This is a genomic window from Pilimelia anulata, assembly GCF_014647895.1.
Lineage (GTDB): Bacteria > Actinomycetota > Actinomycetes > Mycobacteriales > Micromonosporaceae > Pilimelia > Pilimelia anulata.
The window spans coordinates 1-18568 of sequence record NZ_BMQB01000003.1 but is presented as its reverse complement, the minus strand read 5'-3'; the positions used below and the strand labels follow the sequence as shown (position 1 = coordinate 18568).

The 18568-nt window shown below is 75.3% G+C and carries 16 protein-coding genes; 6 read left to right on the top strand and 10 right to left on the bottom strand.

Annotated features, from left to right (window positions below):
- From IEY94_RS07790 to IEY94_RS07760, 7 genes are all read right to left on the bottom strand, one after another.
- Positions 1-942, bottom strand: coding sequence for a M28 family peptidase (locus IEY94_RS07790; RefSeq protein ID WP_189169420.1), 942 nt, complete (start codon positions 940-942; stop codon positions 1-3).
- 137 nt (positions 943-1079) lie between these two features.
- Positions 1080-1628, bottom strand: a complete 549-nt coding sequence (locus IEY94_RS07785) for a hypothetical protein (RefSeq protein ID WP_189169419.1) — start codon at positions 1626-1628, stop codon at positions 1080-1082.
- A 189-nt stretch (positions 1629-1817) separates the two neighbouring features.
- Positions 1818-2963, bottom strand: a complete 1146-nt coding sequence (locus IEY94_RS07780; protein WP_189169418.1) for an esterase-like activity of phytase family protein — start codon at positions 2961-2963, stop codon at positions 1818-1820.
- 121 nt (positions 2964-3084) lie between these two features.
- Positions 3085-4308, bottom strand: a complete 1224-nt coding sequence (locus IEY94_RS07775; RefSeq protein ID WP_189169417.1) for an MFS transporter — start codon at positions 4306-4308, stop codon at positions 3085-3087.
- A gap of 350 nt (positions 4309-4658) precedes the next feature.
- The gene (locus tag IEY94_RS07770; protein WP_189169416.1) at positions 4659-5486 is read right to left on the bottom strand and encodes a hypothetical protein; all 828 of its coding nucleotides are present in this window, start codon (positions 5484-5486) and stop codon (positions 4659-4661) included.
- A 296-nt stretch (positions 5487-5782) separates the two neighbouring features.
- Positions 5783-7306 (bottom strand): ATP-dependent DNA ligase, encoded by a 1524-nt coding sequence (locus IEY94_RS07765; protein ID WP_189169415.1) that lies wholly within the window; start codon positions 7304-7306, stop codon positions 5783-5785.
- A 172-nt stretch (positions 7307-7478) separates the two neighbouring features.
- A complete protein-coding gene (locus IEY94_RS07760) occupies positions 7479-9611 on the bottom strand; it encodes a PKD domain-containing protein (RefSeq protein WP_189169414.1) in 2133 nt (710 codons plus the stop codon).
- 218 nt (positions 9612-9829) lie between these two features.
- On the opposite strand from IEY94_RS07760, the gene IEY94_RS07755 reads away from it, so the two are divergent.
- The 3 genes from IEY94_RS07755 (at position 9830) to IEY94_RS07745 (ending at position 12830) form a co-directional block, all read left to right on the top strand.
- Positions 9830-11425, top strand: coding sequence for a tetratricopeptide repeat-containing diguanylate cyclase (locus IEY94_RS07755; protein WP_189169413.1), 1596 nt, complete (start codon positions 9830-9832; stop codon positions 11423-11425).
- A 94-nt stretch (positions 11426-11519) separates the two neighbouring features.
- On the top strand, positions 11520-12470 hold the full coding sequence (argF, locus tag IEY94_RS07750; RefSeq protein WP_189169412.1) for an ornithine carbamoyltransferase: 951 nt from the start codon (positions 11520-11522) through the stop codon (positions 12468-12470).
- Between the two features lie 165 nt (positions 12471-12635).
- Positions 12636-12830: a hypothetical protein gene (locus IEY94_RS07745; protein ID WP_189169411.1), complete on the top strand. Its 195-nt coding sequence runs from the start codon at positions 12636-12638 to the stop codon at positions 12828-12830.
- Between the two features lie 153 nt (positions 12831-12983).
- On the opposite strand, the gene IEY94_RS07740 is transcribed toward IEY94_RS07745, so the two are convergent.
- Positions 12984-13256 carry a hypothetical protein gene (locus tag IEY94_RS07740; protein WP_189169410.1) on the bottom strand — a complete coding sequence of 91 codons (273 nt, stop codon included), beginning with the start codon at positions 13254-13256 and terminating at the stop codon, positions 12984-12986.
- A gap of 122 nt (positions 13257-13378) precedes the next feature.
- Here IEY94_RS07740 and cutA point away from each other — a divergent pair, with 122 nt between their 5' ends.
- Positions 13379-13684 carry a divalent cation tolerance protein CutA gene (gene cutA / locus IEY94_RS24270; protein ID WP_373291252.1) on the top strand — a complete coding sequence of 102 codons (306 nt, stop codon included), beginning with the start codon at positions 13379-13381 and terminating at the stop codon, positions 13682-13684.
- Here cutA and IEY94_RS07730 read toward each other — a convergent pair.
- The gene (locus tag IEY94_RS07730) at positions 13671-14858 is read right to left on the bottom strand and encodes an NsdA family TPR-like regulatory protein (protein WP_189169409.1); all 1188 of its coding nucleotides are present in this window, start codon (positions 14856-14858) and stop codon (positions 13671-13673) included. The genes cutA and IEY94_RS07730 overlap by 14 nt on opposite strands.
- Before the next feature lie 147 nt (positions 14859-15005).
- On the opposite strand from IEY94_RS07730, the gene proB reads away from it, so the two are divergent.
- Together proB and IEY94_RS07720 are read left to right on the top strand one after the other, a co-directional pair.
- A complete protein-coding gene (gene proB, locus IEY94_RS07725; RefSeq protein WP_229783425.1) occupies positions 15006-16142 on the top strand; it encodes a glutamate 5-kinase in 1137 nt (378 codons plus the stop codon).
- 50 nt (positions 16143-16192) lie between these two features.
- Positions 16193-17479: a glutamate-5-semialdehyde dehydrogenase gene (locus tag IEY94_RS07720; RefSeq protein WP_189169814.1), complete on the top strand. Its 1287-nt coding sequence runs from the start codon at positions 16193-16195 to the stop codon at positions 17477-17479.
- Between the two features lie 90 nt (positions 17480-17569).
- On the opposite strand, the gene IEY94_RS07715 is transcribed toward IEY94_RS07720, so the two are convergent.
- Positions 17570-18568, bottom strand: a 999-nt coding sequence (locus IEY94_RS07715; RefSeq protein WP_189169408.1) for a sulfate adenylyltransferase subunit 1, incomplete at its 5' end; no start/stop codon positions are given.

The following is an 18568-nucleotide window of genomic DNA, read 5'->3' as shown; positions in this document are numbered from 1 at the left end:
CTAGGAGCGGGCCGCCACCCGGGCGCCCGCCAGCTTCCAGGTGACCGCGGCGATCATGTTGGTGGCCAGGCCCAGCGCGTCCGGGCTGAGGCTGTTCACCGTGTCGCACGCCTTGTGGTAGCACGGGTCCAGGTTGCTCAGGCTGTCCTCGCTGATCACGCCGCTGGCCGGGATGCCCGCCCGCATGAACGCGGCATGGTCGGAGCGCCCGTCGATGTTCAGGCCGACGCTCGGGACGTTGTGCGCGGTGAACCACGCCTTCAGCTCGGCGCCCAGCGCCTTGTCGCCGTCGGTGTAGATGCCCCACTTGGTGACCTTCTTGGTCGCCACCATGTCGAAGTTCAGGTACGACTTGATCTGCGCCTTCTCGGCCGCCGGCAGGCCCTTGACGTAAGCGGCGGAGCCGACGTCGCCCAGCTCCTCGGCGCCCCACCAGCCGAAGCGCAGGTGCCGCTGCGGCTTGAGCTGCGCCTTCGAGACCTCCAGCGCGACCTGCAGGATCGCCGCCGAGCCCGACCCGTTGTCGTTGATGCCCGGCCCGGCCGTGACGCTGTCGGCGTGGCCGCCGAGGAACAGGATGTTCTGCTCGTCGCCGCCCGGCCAGTCGGCGATCAGGTTCCAGCCCTGCGCGCCGCTCGCGGTGAACGGCACCAGCTTCGTGGTGAAGCCGGCCGCGTCCAGCTTCGCCTTGATCGAGTCCTGGGTGGCCTTGAAGCCGGGCCGGCCGTGGGCCCGGGTGCCGCCGTTGGCGTCGGCGATCTTCTGCAGGTCGGCGGCGTGCGCCAGCGGCGCCGCCTTGTCGATGGTCGGCGGGTCGGCGGGGACGAGCCGCTCGGCGGCGGGCGCCGGCGCGGGCCGGGCGGGCGCGGGGGCGGCGCTGGCGGCGCCGGTGCCGAGCAGGGTCAGGGCAGCGACGAGCGCGGCGGCAGTGGGATACCGCATGGGGGACTCCCTGGGGGTGAGGAGATCGAGGTTTCTCAATGGGCAACCTCGCCGACCGTACGCCCGAGGGGCCCCGCGGTAAATAGGTCGGGCCCCCGGCGGCGGTGCTGCCGCGGGGGCCCGGGGGGCGAAACGGGTCAGGCCGGGTCGAGGTACCCCTGCACGCCCTCGTACCTGTAGCCCAGGTTGTTGAAGGCGTTGGTCGCCTCGTCCCAGCTCATCGTGTAGAAGTGGTCGCCCGAACCGCCGCTGTACAGCCGGTACAGCGGGGCGTGCCCCGAGGTCCAGACGTGGCCGGTCACGCCCTCGTACTTGTACCCGAGGTTGTTGAACGCGTTGACGGCCTCGTTCCAGTCGGTCGTGTAGAAGTGGTCGCCGGCGCCCCCGCTGTACAGCCGGTACAGCGGCGTGGTCCCGCCGCCGGCCACCGGCAGCAGCCGCCCGGCCACGCCCTCGTACTTGTACCCGAGGTTGTTGAAGGCGTTCACCGCCTCGTCCCAGTCGGCGGTGTAGAAGTGGTCGCCCTGCCCGGGGCTGTACAGCCGGTGCAGCGGGACCGTCGCGGTGACCCGGTCGGCGGGGGCCGCCCCGGCGGCCGGCCCGGCGGCGGCCGGCGCGGCCCACAGCAGCAGCCCGGCCAGGACCGCGCCGAGCGCCGCGGCCAACGTGCGGGTGGAGAGAGACACGACGTCCTCCGTTCGGCGCCGCCGGGCCCGCCCCGGCGGACGCACCTCACCGTAAGCGGACCGTCACTCCATAGTGGTCGGCCGCGCGGGCGAGCGGGCGCCGGATGATCGGCCCTTGACGGACCCGCCCGCCGGTACGCCGCGGGGCGGCCCGCGCGTCGGCGGGCCGCCCCGGTCGGGTCGGCGGGCTCAGCAGCCGCGGACGGCGAACGCCTGGAACTGGGTGACCTCGCGGCTGTCGAAGTTGTCGTCCGAGCCGATCACCAGCGTGCACTCGCCGCCGGGCAGGCGCGGGCCCCAGGCGAGGCTCTCCAGGTTCTGCACCGGCAGCGCCTGCGCGCCGAGGTCCAGCACCAGCCGCTTCGCGGCCGGCCGGAAGCCGGAGCCGCCGGCCAGCGAGGTGCGGCCGGCGACGTTCGTCGCCCGGCGCAGGTCCACCTCGTACAGCTTGACCCGGTAGTTCACGCCCTCGATCCAGGACCTTTCCAGCGCCAGGTACCGGTGCCGGTCGACGGCCAGCAGCTCCGACACGCCGGAGTCGGTCACGCCGGTCGGCGGGACCGGGGCGGCGGGCAGCGGGTCGATCGGGTACGCGTACTGCGCGTACCCGCCGTGCCACCGGCTCCACACGGTGATCCGGGTGTTGGCGCCCTGCAGCGTGGTCGGCTGCGGCCCGTCCTCGTACCGCGGGCCCTCGACCGCCGCGGCGATCCGGTCCCGGCCGATCGCCAGCGCCTCGATGCCGTAGTTGCGCCGCGGGCCGGACTCGCCGGTGGTCAGCCGCAGGTTCGCCGGCAGCGGCAGCTCGCCGCGGTGGGTGCCGTCGCGGTCCGCCCAGCGCACGAACCCGTCCGCCAGCGGGATCGCCGCGTGGTCCGGGTCCGGCCGGTCGCCCTCGCTGCTCCACAGCAGCCGGCCGGTGCGCGGGTCGAACCGGATCGACTCCGGGTCGGCGGACTCCGGCTGGCCGAACGCCGGGTACGGCGTGCCGTCCGGCCGCTTCAGCGTGCTCACCCCGGTGAGCGTGACCCCGGTGAACGCGCCGGTCGTCGGGTCGATCGCGAACCGGCCGGTGTAGAACCGCGCCGGGTTGTACCGCCACCGGTCGTCGGAGATCAGGTACCAGGTGTCGGTCGCCGGGTCCCGGTCCACGCCGGAGAGCCCGCCGACGACGGTGCCGGCGTACGCCAGCCGGTGCGCCAGCCGCTGCTCGCCGAGGTGCCGGGTGACCCGCAGCGGCTCGCGCGCGGCGGCCGCGGCCGGTGCGCTGGGCGCGCCGCCGATGGTCAGGGTGAGGGCGACCCCCGTCGCCAGTAGCCGTCGCCAGGTAACCATGCGGCCCGCGTCCCTCCGTGTGGGATTGATAGCCCTGCGTCCATCTCCGTCCGGACCATACTGTCCCCAACCCCCCACTGTCAGCGAAAACGCCAACCATTCTCACAGTTCATGATCATGGTCAGTCGTCGTGGGCGATGCGGTTCAGTTGGCGCCAGAGGAGGACCAGGAAGAGGGCCGAGCCGGCGAACGCGAACCAGAACGGGGCCGTCACGCCGGAGCGGGTGGCCAGGGCGCCGCCGATCGCCGAGCCCACCACCAGGCCGCCATAGACGGCGATCATGTTGACGCTGTTGACCCGGCCCTGCAGCTCCCGCGGTACCGCGCGCTGGCGGACCGTCATCGACGTCGTACCCCAGACGAACGCGTGCGCGCCGAACACCACGAACACCGGCACCGCCACCCACGCCGACCGCGCCAGCGCCAGCGCCAGGTGGGTCAGCGTCTCGATGATCAGGCCGATCCGCATGACCGCGCCCAGGCTCAGCCGGCGGGTGATCACGCCGTACAGGCCCGTGCCGACCAGCCCGCCCGCCGCCGACGCCGTGGTGAGCAGGCCGAAGCCGACCGCGCCGAGGCCGAGCCGCTCGCGCGCGTACAGCACGAGGACCGACCACGCCGCGCCGTACGTCACGTTGAAGATCAGAATGGTCAGCACCAGCGTGCGGACGGCCGCGTGCCGGGCGGTCCAGCGGAACCCCTGCGCGATGTCCCGCCACACGCTCGCCGGGGCGCCGGGCTCGCGGCCGTGCGGCGGCAGGGTGATCCGGGACAGCAGCAGCGCCCCGGCCGCCAGCAGCACGGCCTCGGCGGCGAACGGCAGCACCACCCCGGCCGCGAAGATGGCGGCGCCGATCGGCGGGCCGGCGAGCTGGTTGAGGGTGAGCAGGCCGGTCTGCATCCGGGCGTTGGCGACGCCGAGGTCCGCGCGGGGGACGAGCATCGGTACCAGCGTCGCCGCCGCGTTGTCGGCGAACACCTCGGCCGTCGCCAGCAGCCCGAGCGCCACCAGCGCCCCGGCGACGGTGAGCGTGTCGGTGGCCAGCATCCCGACCAGCGCGACCAGGACCGCGAGCCGGATGCCGTTGCCCGCGAGGACGATCGTCCGCCGGTGCAGCCGGTCCGACAGCACCCCGGCCCACAGGCCGAAGACCAGCGGCGGGGCCCAGGTGAGCAGGGCGGCCAGCGAGATGAGGAACGGGTCCGCGGTCAGCGAGGCGACGAGCAGCGGACCGGCGGCCAGCGCGATCCCGTCGCCGAGGTTGTTGGCCCAGGACGCGGCCAGCAGCCAGCGGAAGCCGGTGCCGAGGCGCGGGGGGACGAGGAGGTCGAGGAGGCGGCGCACAGCGAGCGACAGTACGTCGATCAACCGACCCCGTCACCCGGATTCCCGGCCGCTCCCGTCCCGGCCGCCCTCGCGCTGCGCGAGCCGCGGCGCCGGCCTGCGGGGCTCGTGCGGTTCGGGGCCCGGCCCGGCGGGCTCGTGGCGGTTCGGGGGTGGCATGCGGGTTCGTGGTGGTCCGGGGTGGGGCGGGGTGCCCCGGCAGGGGCGGTCAGGCTCGATCCCCTGCCGGGGCATCCCGCCCCACCCGGCTCGCGCGCGTGGGTACTCGCGCGACGGTGGGAGTCGCGCCGGGCCGGTCCGCATTTGGCGAACTTGATCTTCGTGGTGGCGCGCCTGCGGGGTGGCCGGGGTCAGTCCGGGGTTGTTCCGTCGGGTTGGTCGGGGGTTGCCAGATCGGCGGCCAGGGCGGCGATGAGGCGGTCGCGGGCGTCGCGCTCCCGGAGGCGGGCGTCGCGGCCCTGGCGGCGCCACATGTCGCGGGTGCTGTGCAGGTCCCGGACGCTCGCCACCGGCCCGACATCGGCCGCCCGTTCCCGCTCGACGGCGTAGGCCAGCTTGTCCAGCCGGTCCCGCCACGCCTCGAACGCCGCCCGGACCGCCGCCGTCGCGTGCAGCCCGACCAGCGCACTCACCCGCACCAGATCCGCCCCGCCCCACGCCCCGCCACTCCGACCCGCCCCCGCCGCCCCCGCGCCCCCACCGAATGCCGGCGGACCGTCCAGCCGCCCGGCGGCTACCTCAGCCGCCAACGCGTCGTCACCCAGCCGCCCGGCCGAGCCGCCGCCCGCCGCCGCCGCGCCGGTCACCGCTCCGATGGCCGCCGATCCACCGGCCGCCGAATCGCCGAGCGCCGACCCGATGGGTGCCGGTCCGCCGGCGGGCGTTTCCGGGGCGTGGCCCATGGCGTCGCTACAGCGCAGGACCGTCTCGGCGATCTCCAGGTACCGCTCCTCCCGGCGCAGCCGCGCGCTCTCGCCGCCCACCTGCCGATGGCGCAGCAGCTCCAGTTCGCGGGCCTGCTCGTGGGCGTCGCGGGCGAGCGCCCGCCCGTGCGCGTTGCCCTCCCGGGTGAGCGCCGCCGCCTGCTGCTGCCCCCGCCGGCTCGCCTGCCACCCGAACGCCATGCCGCCGAGCCCGACCGCCGTACTGGCCACGGCCGACAGCCACTCCCAAGCCACCCGCCACCACCACCGTCCAGGAGCAACCCGCACAACCGCCGCAGATTCTAAGTGGACGCCAACACCACAACCCCGAGAGAAAGCGCCAACGGCACCCACCCGGTCCAGCCCCGAACACAACCCCGACGACCGGAAGAAGTGACTGCGCAAGCCGGGTGGGGGCGGGGGTGACCCGGCAGGGGATCAAGCCTGACCGCCCCTGCCGGGTCACCCCCGCCCCCACCGGACCCCAGCGCCCGCCGACGACCCGCGCGACCGTCCGGTGAATGCGCGACCGTTCGGCGAAGAGGTATAGGTCAGGGCGTGCCGGGTGGGCGCAGGGCGCGGATCGTGTCGATCGTGTCCGCCTCCGCGGCCGGCTTGTCGTCCCGGTACCGCAGCACCCTGGCGAACCGCAGCGCCACCCCGCCCGGGTACCGCGTACTCCGCTGCACCCCGTCGAACGCGATCTCCACCACCTGCTCCGGCCGCACGAACACGACCCCCGGCTCCTCCCGCTCGGCCAGCTCCCGGAACCGCTCGGTCTGCCAGCGCAGCGTCGCGTCGGTGAGGCCCTTGAACGTCTTGCCCAGCATCACGAACCCGCCCGCCGGGTCCCGCGCGCCGAGGTGCAGGTTGGACAGCCAGCCGCGCCGCCGCCCGTGCCCCCACTCCGCGGCGAGCACCACCAGGTCGTACGTGTGCCGGGGCTTGACCTTCACCCAGGCCGCGCCGCGCCGCCCGACGGCGTACGGCGCGTCGAGGGCCTTGACGACCACGCCCTCCTGGCCGGCGGCCAGCGCCGCCGCGAACGCCGCCGTGGCCGCCCCGGGCCCGTCGACGACGCTGCGCGCGACCCGCAGCGCCCCCGGTACGGTCGCCGCGAGCGCCGCCCACCGGTCGGCGCCGGGGTGGTCGATCAGGTCGGTCCCGTCGAGGTGGAGCAGGTCGAAGAAGTACGGCACCAGCGTGTCCGCCGGCTCCCCGGCGGCGTGGGTGGCGGCGCGGCTGGCGGTGTCCTGGAAGGCGCGCGGGCGGCCGGCGGCGTCCCGGAGCATCGCCTCGCCGTCGAGGACGAGGTCCCCGCCGGGCAGGTCGCGGACGGCGGCGACGACGCCGGGCAGCCGGGCGGTGACGTCGTCGAGGCTACGGCTGAAAACGGCGACGTCCCGGCCGCGGCGGTGCGCCTGGACGCGGATGCCGTCGAGCTTGGCGTCCACCGCCGCGGGTGCGCCGGTGGCGGCGAGCGCCGCGGCGGCGTCGGGCGCGCTGCCGGCGAGCATGGGGGAGAGCGGGCGGCCGACCTCCAGGGTGATCGCGCCGAGCGCGGCGGCGCCGCCGCCCAGCGCGGCCACGGCGACGTCGCGCAGGTCGCCGGCGAGCAGCAGGGCCCGGCGGACGGCCGCCGCCGGCACCCCGGCGGCCCGGGCGATGGCGTCGGCGAGCAGCCCGGCCTGCGCACCCTGGCGCAGTTCGCCGGAGAACAGGCCGCCGAGCAGCCGCTGTTCGTCGGCGGTGGCGGCGGCGAACAGGGCGCCGAGGCGGGCGCGGCGCAGCTCGCGGGAGCCGGTGCCGGCGACGGCGGCGATGTCCTCGACGGCGGCGTCGACGGCCGCGACGGTCAGGGTGGGGGCGGGGGCCGGGGGCGGCAGGTCGCGCAGGCCGGCCCAGCCGACGCCGGTGCGGCGCTGGCGCAGGTCGCCGGCCAGGTAGCCGGCGCCGGCGGCGACCTCGTCGGGCGCCAGCGCGCGCAGCGCGTCGGCGAGCAGGGCCACCTTGTCCCGGCGGCCGCTGGTGGCGGCCACCGCGGCGGAGGCGGCGGCGAGGTCGACGAACAACACCTGATCATCCTGTCAGCCCGGACCGACGAAAACGGTCGCGTCGGCGGGTCCGCCGCCCTTCCCGGGGGCAGCCGGACCCGCCGACGCGTGCCGACCGGCGGGCGCCCACAGCCCTGGCCGGTCGGCCTCTCACCGCGGGCCGGCCGGGGCATCCCCGGCCGGCCCTCTCCCTTTAGTTGGTGACGGTCACCGGTGCCCCGATGGCCCGCCCGCCGAGGGTCGAGACCAGGGTCACCGTGCGGATCGTCCCCGGCGCCGGCGTCGTGGTCCGGAGCGCGAACGCCCCGGCCGCGTCGACGGTCGCCACGCCGATCACCCGTCCGTTGGCGTTGGGGCCGAGGACGACGGCGATCCGCTGGGCGCCGGCGATGCTGCTCGTACCGGCGATCCGCCACTCACCCCGGTTCCGCCAGCGGGCGGTGATGCCCGTCAGCGTCTCCGCCTGCGGCGCGATCGTCACCGTGTCGGTGGCGGTCCCGCCGGGGCCGGTCGCGGTCAGCGCGAACACCAGCGGCGCGAGGTTCGCCGTGTAGGCGGGGTTCGGGCCGGGTGCCGCGGGCAGCGGTACGAGCGGCATGGTGAACGTCGGCCGGGCCGTGTCGGCCCCGGTCAGCGTCACCGTCGGGCCGGCGGTCTGGCGCCAGGAGAGCGTGTTGGCGTTGACCGTCGCCCGGCCGTCCAGGGTGACCGCGAGGCCGCGGCGGACCGTCTGGTCCGGCCCGGCGTTGGACACCATCGGCGGCACCGTCGGGCTGATCACCATGCTGACCGGTACGGGGGTGCTGGCCCCGCCGGGGCCGGTCACGGTGAGCGTGAACGAGTACGTCCCCGCCACGGTCGGCGTGAACTCCGCCCGCGCGGTGTTCGGGGTGGCCAGCGTCACGGCCGGGCCGGCGGTCTGCCGCCAGACGTACGACGTGATCTCCCCGAGCGAGCCGGCGCCGTTGAGCACGATCCGCTGTCCGATCACGCCCGTGGTCGGGGCGACCGGCGCCGCGACGGGCACCGACGGCGCGAACGCCGCGCCGGAGCCGGTGATCGGCACGGTGACCGTTCCGCCGGCGGACGACGTCACGGTGACCGTGGCCGGCGGCGCGTGGACGCCGGTGAACCCGGCCGCGGTGATCGGGCCGAACCCGGTCACCGACAGCGCCGGCGGCGTCGCGTCGGCGTCGCTGGACGTGGCCGTCACGGTGAGCCGGCGGGCGTCCGAGTCGTACGCCGCCCGGCTGACCGTCAGCACGTCGACCAGCTTGCGGGTGCGGGTCGCCACCGGTACGTCGCCGGCGTTGACCACGGTGATCGACGCCCCGGCGGGCAGCGGCCCGGTGACCGGGAAGCGGCCGTAGTACCGGCTGCCGTCGTTGCGCAGGCCGGTCGCGTGCAGGCCCAGCGCCGGGTCGGCCTTGAGCTGGATCGACTGGCCGGGCTCGGAGTGCGCGTACACCTCGATGACGCCGCTGCCGTTGGCGCCGACCGAGTACGTCGCCTGGTCGATCTCCACGCCGCCGTTGGTCGCGTACTTGCCCTGGACCGAGAACTGGTCGGTGCGGCCCAGCTCGGCCAGCACCGCGCCGGCGTCGTTGATCCGCTCGATCCGGACGAAGTTGGTGCCGTACGGGCTGCCGACGACCCGGTGGTCGACGCCGGGGTCGCCGGTGTAGCCGGCGGGGGCCGCGGGCGCGACGGTCGGGTCCCAGCGCAGGAACGGGCCGATCCGGCTGGTCATCGCCTGGCCGAAGGCGCCCGGCGTGGTGCCGATGTCCTCGGTCATGTTGACGCCGCGGTCGTCGGCGACGATCTCGTCCACGCCGTACGGGTGGGTGATCCGGTACTTCTCGCCCTCGACGGCGTCGAACCGGATGCGGACCCGGCCGAACACCATCTCGTCACCGGGGTTGACCCGCTCGGCCGCCCAGGCGCCCTCCAGGTCCATGCCGATGGTGGCGTCCGCGCCGGTGCTGAGCGCCAGCGACGCCCCGGCGAGCTGGTAGAAGAACTCGCCGGGGAAGTTGTCCGGGTACGACACCGGGGCCTCCGGGTCGGGCAGCTCCTCGGTCGGCACCGGGCAGAGGGCGTCGGCCGGCGACAGGCACGGTTCGAGGCGGAGGCCGGCGCTGTCGCGGTACCAGGACGGGAAGCCGTGCTCGGCGATCGGCCCGACCTCGATCAGGCTGCCGGCGCGCGGCGAGCCGGGCGGCACGGGTACGGCGACGACCGCGGCGGCGGCGCTCAGCACGAGGGTGCCGGCGACGGCCGTGGCCACGGTGGCGCGGCGGCCCAGCCGCTGCCACGGGCGAACCATCTTTACCATTTTCCCCACTTTTATATGCCCTTTCGTACCTGCTCCCGCGCCAGCGGGCCCCGACCGATTGCCGGCCGGAGCCTGGAAACTATGCAGTTGCGGCACTCGCCTCTGACGTCCAGTAAGGCCGGAAATCCGACCGGCGGCCGATGCCGCATGGGCCGTCCGGGGCGACCTTGATGCCTCAGCTCCGGGCGGGGGGCGCCGATGGTGCGGCCGTGAGCGCTCGGCCCGCACTCGGCCGGTCCGCGGACCCCGTCGGCTCCCGGACCGACCGCTCGGCTGCCCTTTATGCGCTGGACGCAGAATTGACGGAACTGGAAACTTTGCCGTACGGGCAACGGGTGGGCGCCGGCCCGCGCGCCGCCGCGGCCGAGCAGCGGGCCGCCGCGCTCGACGCCGAGGACCTCCAGATGCGGGCCCGGCTCATCCAGGCCGTCGCCATCGGCCGCGCCGGCCGGACCCCGGCCAGCGCCCGGCTGATCCGCGACGTCAACCGGTGGGCGCAGGAGCACCAGCACCGGTACCTGCTCGCCCGCAGCCACTACGCGCTCTCGGAGCTGCTCCGCCAGCTCGGCGACGGCGCGTCCGCGCTGGCCAACGCCACCCGCAGCCTGGAGCTGACGCTGGACAGCGACCCGGTCGGCGTCCGGCTGGACCACCAGCTCGCGCTCGCCGTCGCGCTGGCCCGGACCGGCGACCACTCGGCCGCCCGGGCCCGGATGCTGGACATCGAGCGGGACCCGGCGGCCGTGGACGCCCCGTGGATCCTGATCATGGCGCTGAACAACCTGTCGTACATGAACTACGAGTTCGGCCGCCCGGCCGAGGCGCTGGCGACGGCGGAGCGGATGGTCGCCACGGCCGCCGCCTGCGACAGCCCACTGCTGGCCGCCCAGGTCGACACGATGGGCCGGGCGCTGCTGGTCTGCGGCCGGGCCGCGGAGTCGATCGCGTTCATCGGCGACTGGCTGTCCCGGCACGGCGGGATCACCGGGCCGGACGAGATCGCCGAGAACCTGCTCACGCTCGCCGAGGGCCAGCGGGTCACCGGCCGGCTCGACGACGCCCACGCCACCCTCGACGCCTGCCTGGAGCAGTGCACGCTGGCCGGGCTGGCCGACGTCCGGGCGCGGCTGCACGAGCAGCGGGCCGAGGCGTACGCGGCGCAGGAGCGGTTCCGGGAGGCGTTCGAGGAGTACAAGCTGTTCGCCGCGGCCACGGCCGCCGCCCGGAACAAGGAGCGGGACGGCCAGGCCAAGATCGCCCAGGCGGTCTTCGAGACGGCCGAGGCGCGGCGGGACAGCGAGCGGTTCCGCAAGCTCTCCCTGCACGACCCGCTGACCGGCCTGTTCAACCGCCGGTTCATGGACGAGCGGATGCCCGGCCTGGTCGCCGCCGCCTGCGAGCGCGGCGAGCCGCTGACCGTGGCGCTGGTCGACCTGGACCACTTCAAGCGGATCAACGACACGTTCTCGCACGCCGTCGGCGACGGGGTGCTGGTCGAGGTGGCCCGGCTGCTGGAGGACCGGGTGCCGGCGGACGGCTTCGCGGTCCGGCTCGGCGGCGAGGAGTTCCTGCTGGTCCTGCCGGGCGTCGACGGCGCCGACGGGGTGGGCCGGTGCGAGGGGCTGCGGTCGGCGCTGCGCGGGTACGACTGGTCGGCGCTGGCGCCGGGCCTGACGGTCACGGCGAGCATCGGCGTCGCCGCGGTGGCCGGGGACGCGGACTCGCAGGCACTGCTGCTGCGCCGCACGGACGCCTGCCTGTACCGGGCCAAGCACGGCGGCCGGGACCGCGTCGTCGGCGCCTGACCCGCCCGGCACCCGCGTCGATACGTGGCGCACATCATCTGGTGCGGACCGCTGCGCGTTGGTAATGTCACTGCATGAACATGCGGGTTGTAGTATGAATATTCAAACCGTGGCCGGGCCGCGGCACTTCCTGCGCGACGACGACCTCAGCCCCGCGGAGCAGCACGCCGTCCTGGACCTCGCGGCCGCGATGAAGGCCGACCGGTACCAGCACCGCCCGCTCGCCGGGCCCCGCTCGGTCGCGGTCATCTTCGACAAGCCCAGCCTGCGCACCCGCCTCTCGTTCGAGGCCGGCATCGCCGAGCTGGGCGGCCAGGCGCTGCTCATCGACGCCGCCGGCACCCACCTCGGCCGCGGCGAGACGCTCGCCGACGTCGGCCGCGTCGTCTCCCGGTACGCCAGCGCCATCGTCCTGCGCACCGGCGGCGACGACCGCATCGCCGAGCTGGCCGGCGCCGCCCGGGTCCCGGTGATCAACGCGCTGACCGACGGCTGGCACCCTTGCCAGCTCCTCGCCGACCTGCTCACCGTCCGCGAGCGGCTCGGCGCCCTGGCCGGCCGCACCCTCGCGTACGTCGGCGACGCGTCGTTCAACATGGCCCACTCGTACCTCGTCGCCGCCGCCACCGCCGGCATGCACGTCCGGCTGGCCGGGCCGGCCGGCTTCCAGCCCGCGCCCGCCGTCGTCGCCCGGGCGACGGAGATCGCCGCCGGCACCGGCGGCTCGGTCACCGTCACCACCGACCCGCGCGCGGCCGTCGCCGGCGCCGAGGTCATCGCCACCGACACCTGGACGTCCATGGGCCAGGAGGCCGACGGGTCGCCGCGGTCCACCGCGGAGCTGTGGCCGTACCAGGTCAACGCCGACCTCGTCGCCGCCGCGGCCGACAACGCCATCGTGCTGCACTGCCTGCCCGCGCACCGCGGCCACGAGATCACCGACGAGGTGCTCGACGGCCCGCGCAGCGCGGTACTGGACCAGGCCGAGAACCGGCTGCACACGCAGAAGGCCCTGCTCGCCTGGCTGCTGACCGAGCGCGGCTGAGTTCCGGGGGTCCCCCGCGCGGATGACCGCCCGTCATTCCCGCAGTGCGGGGGACCCGCCCATTGTCAGACGAATTGGCGCCATTGAATCGCCGATTCCTTCGCCGGAATTCCCATTCCCGCCCGTTACGCTCGCGCCATGAGAAAGCACATTGCTGCCGTTGCCATGGCAATTGCCATGACGGGCGTCGCCGTCGGTACCGCCGCCCCCGCCTCCGCCAACCCGCCGTGCTGGCACCACGGCCACGGCCCGCACTGGGACCACGGCAACTTCGGCCCCGGGCCGTGGGGGCAGTGGGGCGACGACTTCGACATCGACTTCGACGGCGAGTGGGACGGCGACTTCGACGGCTGGCGCTGAACCAGCGGAAAGCCACCACGGGGGAACAGGGCGGCGGCCCGGATTGCCGGACCGCCGCCCGCCGCTCCGTTTCGCCGCATGGCGAATCGGATAGCATCGTGAATTCGTTTCCGGTGTACCGGCGAAACGTGAATTCCGCCGAACCGCTGCCGTTCAATCGGGTTGCAGGAGCCGCCGCGCGATTTCGAGTTGCGGCCACAACTCCGCCAACTCGGCACCGGTGATCTCCTCGTCGCCCAGCCACAGCAGCGCCGCGTCCGCGCCGCGGTCGTCGGTGAGCTGACACACCTCGGCGGTGAGCCGCCGGCCGTCGCGGCGGACGATTCCGCCGAGATCCCGCCGGTGCAGCAGTACGCCGTCCGGCGCATCCGTCGGGCAGCCGTTCCGGTCGCACCAGTACGGGCACTGGATCGCTCTCGCGGTCATCCACCCACTCTGACCGCTCGGCCGGTCGCCGGGCAGCGGATCGGTGTCCGCTTCGTGTCCGTGCCGACCGCGACCTGTCCGCGGCTTGTCCGCGAGCGGCTAGGCTCCGCCGATGACGAACGCTGTGCACGTCCTCACCGCGACCGAGACCGAGGAGCAGGCGCGGAACCTGGCCGGCCAGGGCGGTACAGGGGCGGTACGCCGCGCAGGCGCAGATCGAGCGCGTCGCGTCGCTGTTCTGGCATGACGGCGAGTCCGGCGCGGGCGAGGAGTGGCGGATCCGGCTCGTCACGTCGCCGGCACGCCGGTCCGCGCTGGTCGCCCTGCTGGCGCAGGAGCACCCCTGGCGCAATCCCGAGATCGCCGAAGTGGACGTGACGGTGTCGCCGGAGAACCTGGGCTGGCTCACCCGGGTCACGGACGCGTAGTACCCGTCCACGCGGCAACGCGGTCGCGGAGGTCCCGCTCCGCCGGATCGTCGCCCAGCCGGCGGCTGATCTCCCGCAGGCGCTGGCGCGGTCGGAGGGAGCCGACGCCCGCGGCCGGGTCGATCGCCCGGTGCGCGGTGTCGCACGCGGCGGTGACCTCGTTGGCGTCCAGGTAGGCGTCGACCAGGAAGGTCGAGTACAGGGCCTTGTCCCGGGCGTGCGTGTCGGCGTACCGGGCCAGGGCTCGTTCCAGCGCGGCGATGGCGCGCAGCGGCCGGTGCAGCAGCGACCAGCAGCGGCCCCGCATGATCTCGATCTCCGGCGGGTCGACCCAGAACACCCAGTCCGGCTCGTCGGCATCGGCCGGCTCGTGGACGGCGCGTTCGGCGCGGTCGAGGGCCTGCTCAACCTCACGCGTCTGGCCGGCGGTGGCATGGGCGTGGGCGCGACGCTCCCAGAGCAGCGCGGCCACCCGCGGCGTGACCGCCGTACCGGCGGTGTCCGTGCCGGCCGTCAGCGCGGCCACGCCGTCGCGGCCGCGGTACTGCTCCTGATACCCGAGGAACGCCCACGCGTTGCCGGCCAGCGCGCGGTGCTCGGCCTCGTGGGCGGCGGTCAGCGACAGGCGGAACAGCTCGCCGGCCGGCGCGTGCCAGCCGGCGTCGAACGCCGCCCAACCGGCCAACTGCGCCTGCTCGGCGACGACGGCGACGAGCTGCCGCCGGACAGCGTCTGGCGCGGCCAGATCGGTGAGGGCGACGGTGTCGGCGAGCGCCGCGCGGTACATCGCATACGTGTCGGCGCCACCGAGGTAGTCGTCGAGGCGGCGGAGCCGCGCGGTCCGGCAGCGCAGCTCGGCAACGGTGCGGACGCCGACGCGCCGGCCGACGCCGAGCCGGGCGGCGAGCGGCAGCGCGACCGCGGAGGCCACGAACTCGCGGCGCGGCAGCACGGCGCCGCCGTCGAGGAGACGCGCCAGCTCGCCGTCGGCGCCGAGCGCCCGGTCGAGCCGGTGGGCGGTGTCGGCGTCGGGCACCTTGCGGCCGTGCTCGTAGTCGTGGACGTTGCTCTTGCAGGACAGGGCCGCCTCGGCGAGCGCGCGGAGCGGGAGGCGGCGGGCGCGGCGCAGCTCGGCGAGGCGGGCGGCGAACTCGGCCCGGGCGACTGGCTCCATGCGGCGGCTCCGGCGTCGGCTGGAATTCACCGTAGCGGCCGGGAGCGGTTTTCGTCGGCCCGCCGGTTGCCGCGCTGATCGGCCACGATGGCGTAACGCCGGTCACCGGGCGGTGGTCGGGGATGCGCACGCCGCTAGCCTGGCCGGGTGGATACCCGCGCACCCGACCCCCGCCCCGGTGTGGTCGACGCGAGCCGGATCGTCGTCAAGATCGGTTCGTCGTCGCTGACCAGCGCCGCCGGCGGGCTCGACCCCGCGCGGGTGGACGCGCTCGTCGAGGTGCTCGCAGTGCGCGCCGCCGCCGGTACCCGGGTCGTGCTGGTCTCGTCCGGGGCGATCGCCGCCGGCCTCGCCCCGCTGGGGCTCGCCCGCCGCCCGAACGACCTGGCCACCCAGCAGGCCGCGGCCAGCGTGGGCCAGGGCCTGCTGGTGAACCGGTACACCCAGTCGTTCGCCCGGTACGGCACCCGGGTCGGCCAGGTCCTGCTCACCGCCGACGACCTCACCCGCCGGGTGCACTACCGCAACGCGCACCGGACCCTGCACCGGCTGCTGTCCCTCGGCGCGATCCCGATCGTCAACGAGAACGACACCGTGGCCACCGACGAGATCCGGTTCGGCGACAACGACCGGCTGGCCGCGCTGGTGGCCGCGCTGGTCGAGGCGGACCTGCTGGTGCTGCTGTCCGACGTGGACGCGCTGTACGACGGGGACCCGCGCCGTCCCGGCGCGCGCAGGCTGGACACCGTCCGCGGGCCCGACGACCTCGCCGGGGTGGTGCTGGGGCGGCCCGGCCGCGCCGGCGTCGGCACCGGCGGCATGGTCACCAAGGTGGAGGCGGCCCGGATCGCCGCCGCGTACGGCATGCCGGTCGTCCTCACCTCCGCCGCGCTGGCCCGGGCGGCGCTGGCCGGCGAGCCGGTCGGCACGCTGTTCGAGCCGGCGCCGACCCGGCCGGCGGCCCGGCTGTTCTGGCTGGCCCACGCGACCACGCCGCGCGGCCGGCTGCACCTGGACCCGGGCGCGGTGACCGCGGTGGTGGGGCGGCGGTTCTCGCTGCTGCCGGCCGGTGTGGTCGCGGTCGAGGGTGCGTTCCGGGCCGGCGACCCGGTGGACCTGCTGGACGGCGGCGGGGTGCCGGTCGCCCGCGGGCTGGTCAACTACGACGCCGCCGAGCTGCCGGCGCTGCTCGGCCGGACGACCGGCGACCTCGCCGAGCGGCTCGGGCCGGCGTACGAGCGGGAGCTGATCCACCGCGACGACCTGGTCCTGCTGCCGCACTGACCGCCCGGGCGGCCGCTACCCTGGCGAGCGTGTCCGTCGACTCCGCACCCGTGACCACGCCCGACCCCGGCGCCGACGCGGGTGACGTGGCCGCGCTCGCCGCCCGCGCCCGCATCGCCGCCGCGGCGCTCGCCACCACGCCGCGCGCCGCCAAGGACGCCGCCCTGCACGCCATGGCCGACGCGCTGCGCGACCGCGCCGCCGAGGTGCTGGCCGCCAACGCGGCCGACCTGGACCGGGCCCGGGACGCGGCCGTCCCGCCGGCCGTCCGCGACCGGCTCGCCCTCGACCCGGTACGGGTCGACGGGATCGTCGCCGCGCTGCGCGAGGTGACCGCGCTGCCGGACCCGGTCGGCGAGGTCGTCCGGGGCGCGACGCTGGCCAACGGGCTGGAGCTGCGCCAGCTCCGGGTGCCGTTCGGCGTGGTCGGGATCATCTACGAGGGGCGGCCGAACGTCACCGTCGACGCCGCCGGGCTGTGCCTGAAGTCGGGGAACGCGGCGCTGCTGCGCGGCTCGTCGTCGGCCCGGAGCACCAACGCGGCGCTGGTCGCGGTCCTGCGGGACGCGCTGGCCGGGGCGGGGCTGCCGGCGGACGCGGTGCAGGGCGTACCGGCGGAGTCGCGCGCGTCGGTGCACCACCTGATGCGCGCCCGCGGCCTGGTCGACGTGCTGATCCCGCGCGGCGGCGCCGACCTGATCAACGCGGTGGTGGAGGGCTCGACCGTACCGGTGATCGAGACCGGCGTCGGCAACTGCCACGTGTACGTCGACGCGGACGCCGACCCGGCGCTGGCGCTGGCGATCCTGCTCAATGCCAAGACCCAGCGGCCGAGCGTGTGCAACGCGGCCGAGTCGCTGCTGGTGCACGCGGACGTCGCCGGTGAGTTCCTGGCGGCGGCGCTGCCGGCGCTGGCCGCGGCGGGGGTGCGGGTGCACGGCGACGACGCGGTCCGGGCCGCGGGCCGGGCGGCGGGGGTGGAGGTGGCCGCGGCGACCGAGGCCGACCACGCCGCCGAGTACCTGGACCTGCGCCTGTCCGCGGCCGTGGTCGACTCGCTGGACGCGGCGGTGGCGCACATCGCCCGGTACGGCACCGGCCACTCCGAGGCGATCGTCACCCGCTCGCAGGCGGCGGCCCGCCGCTTCGCCGCCACGGTCGACGCCGCGGCGGTGCTGGTCAACGCGTCGACCCGGTTCACCGACGGCGGCGAGTTCGGCTTCGGGGCGGAGATCGGCATCTCGACGCAGAAGCTGCATGCCCGCGGGCCGATGGGCCTGCCGGAGCTGACCACCACCAAGTACGTCGTCACCGGCGACGGGCACCTCCGCGACTGACCTTTCCCGCCCCGCTGACGCCGCACCCGCCGACACCGCTCCCGGCGGGCCGCGGCCGGGGCGGCCACGCCCGCAGGGAGCGGCGCGGCGTCACACCACCATCCCCGCGCCGACCGTCCGGTGGCTGACCTCGTCGATGAGGATGAAGCCGCCGGTGGTCCGGTTGCGCCGGTACTCGTCCACGAACAGCGGGTCCGCCGTGCGCAGCCGGATCCGGCCGATGCCGTTGAGGTCGAGCTGCCGGGCGCCGGCGTCGCGGTGCAGGGTGTCGATGTCGAGCCGGTACCGGATGTCGCGCACCTCCGCCCGGGCGAACCGGGTGGTGTGCTTGACCAGGTACCGGCCGCCGGGCGCGAGCCGCTGCGTCTCGTCCATCCAGCAGACCATCGCGTCGATGTCCTGCGCGACGGTCGGCGCATTGTGCGGGCGGCAGAGCAGGTCGCCGCGGCTCACGTCGAGGTCGTCGTCGAGCCGGATCGTCACCGACATCGGCGGGTACGCCTCGTCCACCGGGCCGTCGGCGGTCTCCACCGCCGCGATCCGGGTGGTCAGCCCGGACGGCAGCACCAGCACCTCGTCGCCGGCGCGGAGCACGCCGGAGGCGACCTGGCCGGCGTACCGGCGGGTGCCCTCGGCCTCGATCACGTACTGCACCGGGAACCGGACGTCGACCAGGTTGCGGTCGCTGGCGATGTGCACGTGCTCCAGGTGGTGCAGCAGGGACGGGCCCTCGTACCAGGGCATGTGCGCCGACCGCTCGACGACGTTGTCGCCGCGCAGGGCCGAGATGGGGATGGCGGTGAGGTCCGGCACGTCGAGCTTCGCGGCGAACCCCGCAAACTGTTCGGTGATCTCCTCGAACGCCGCCGCCGACCAGTCCACCAGGTCCATCTTGTTCACGCACAGCACCAGGTGCGGCACCCGCAGCAGCGAGCACAGCAGCGCGTGCCGGCGGGATTGCTCGACCAGCCCCTTGCGGGCGTCGACCAGGACGAGCGCGAGGTCCGCCGTGGACGCCCCGGTGGCCATGTTGCGGGTGTATTGGATGTGGCCGGGGGTGTCGGCGATGATGAACTTGCGTCGCGGGGT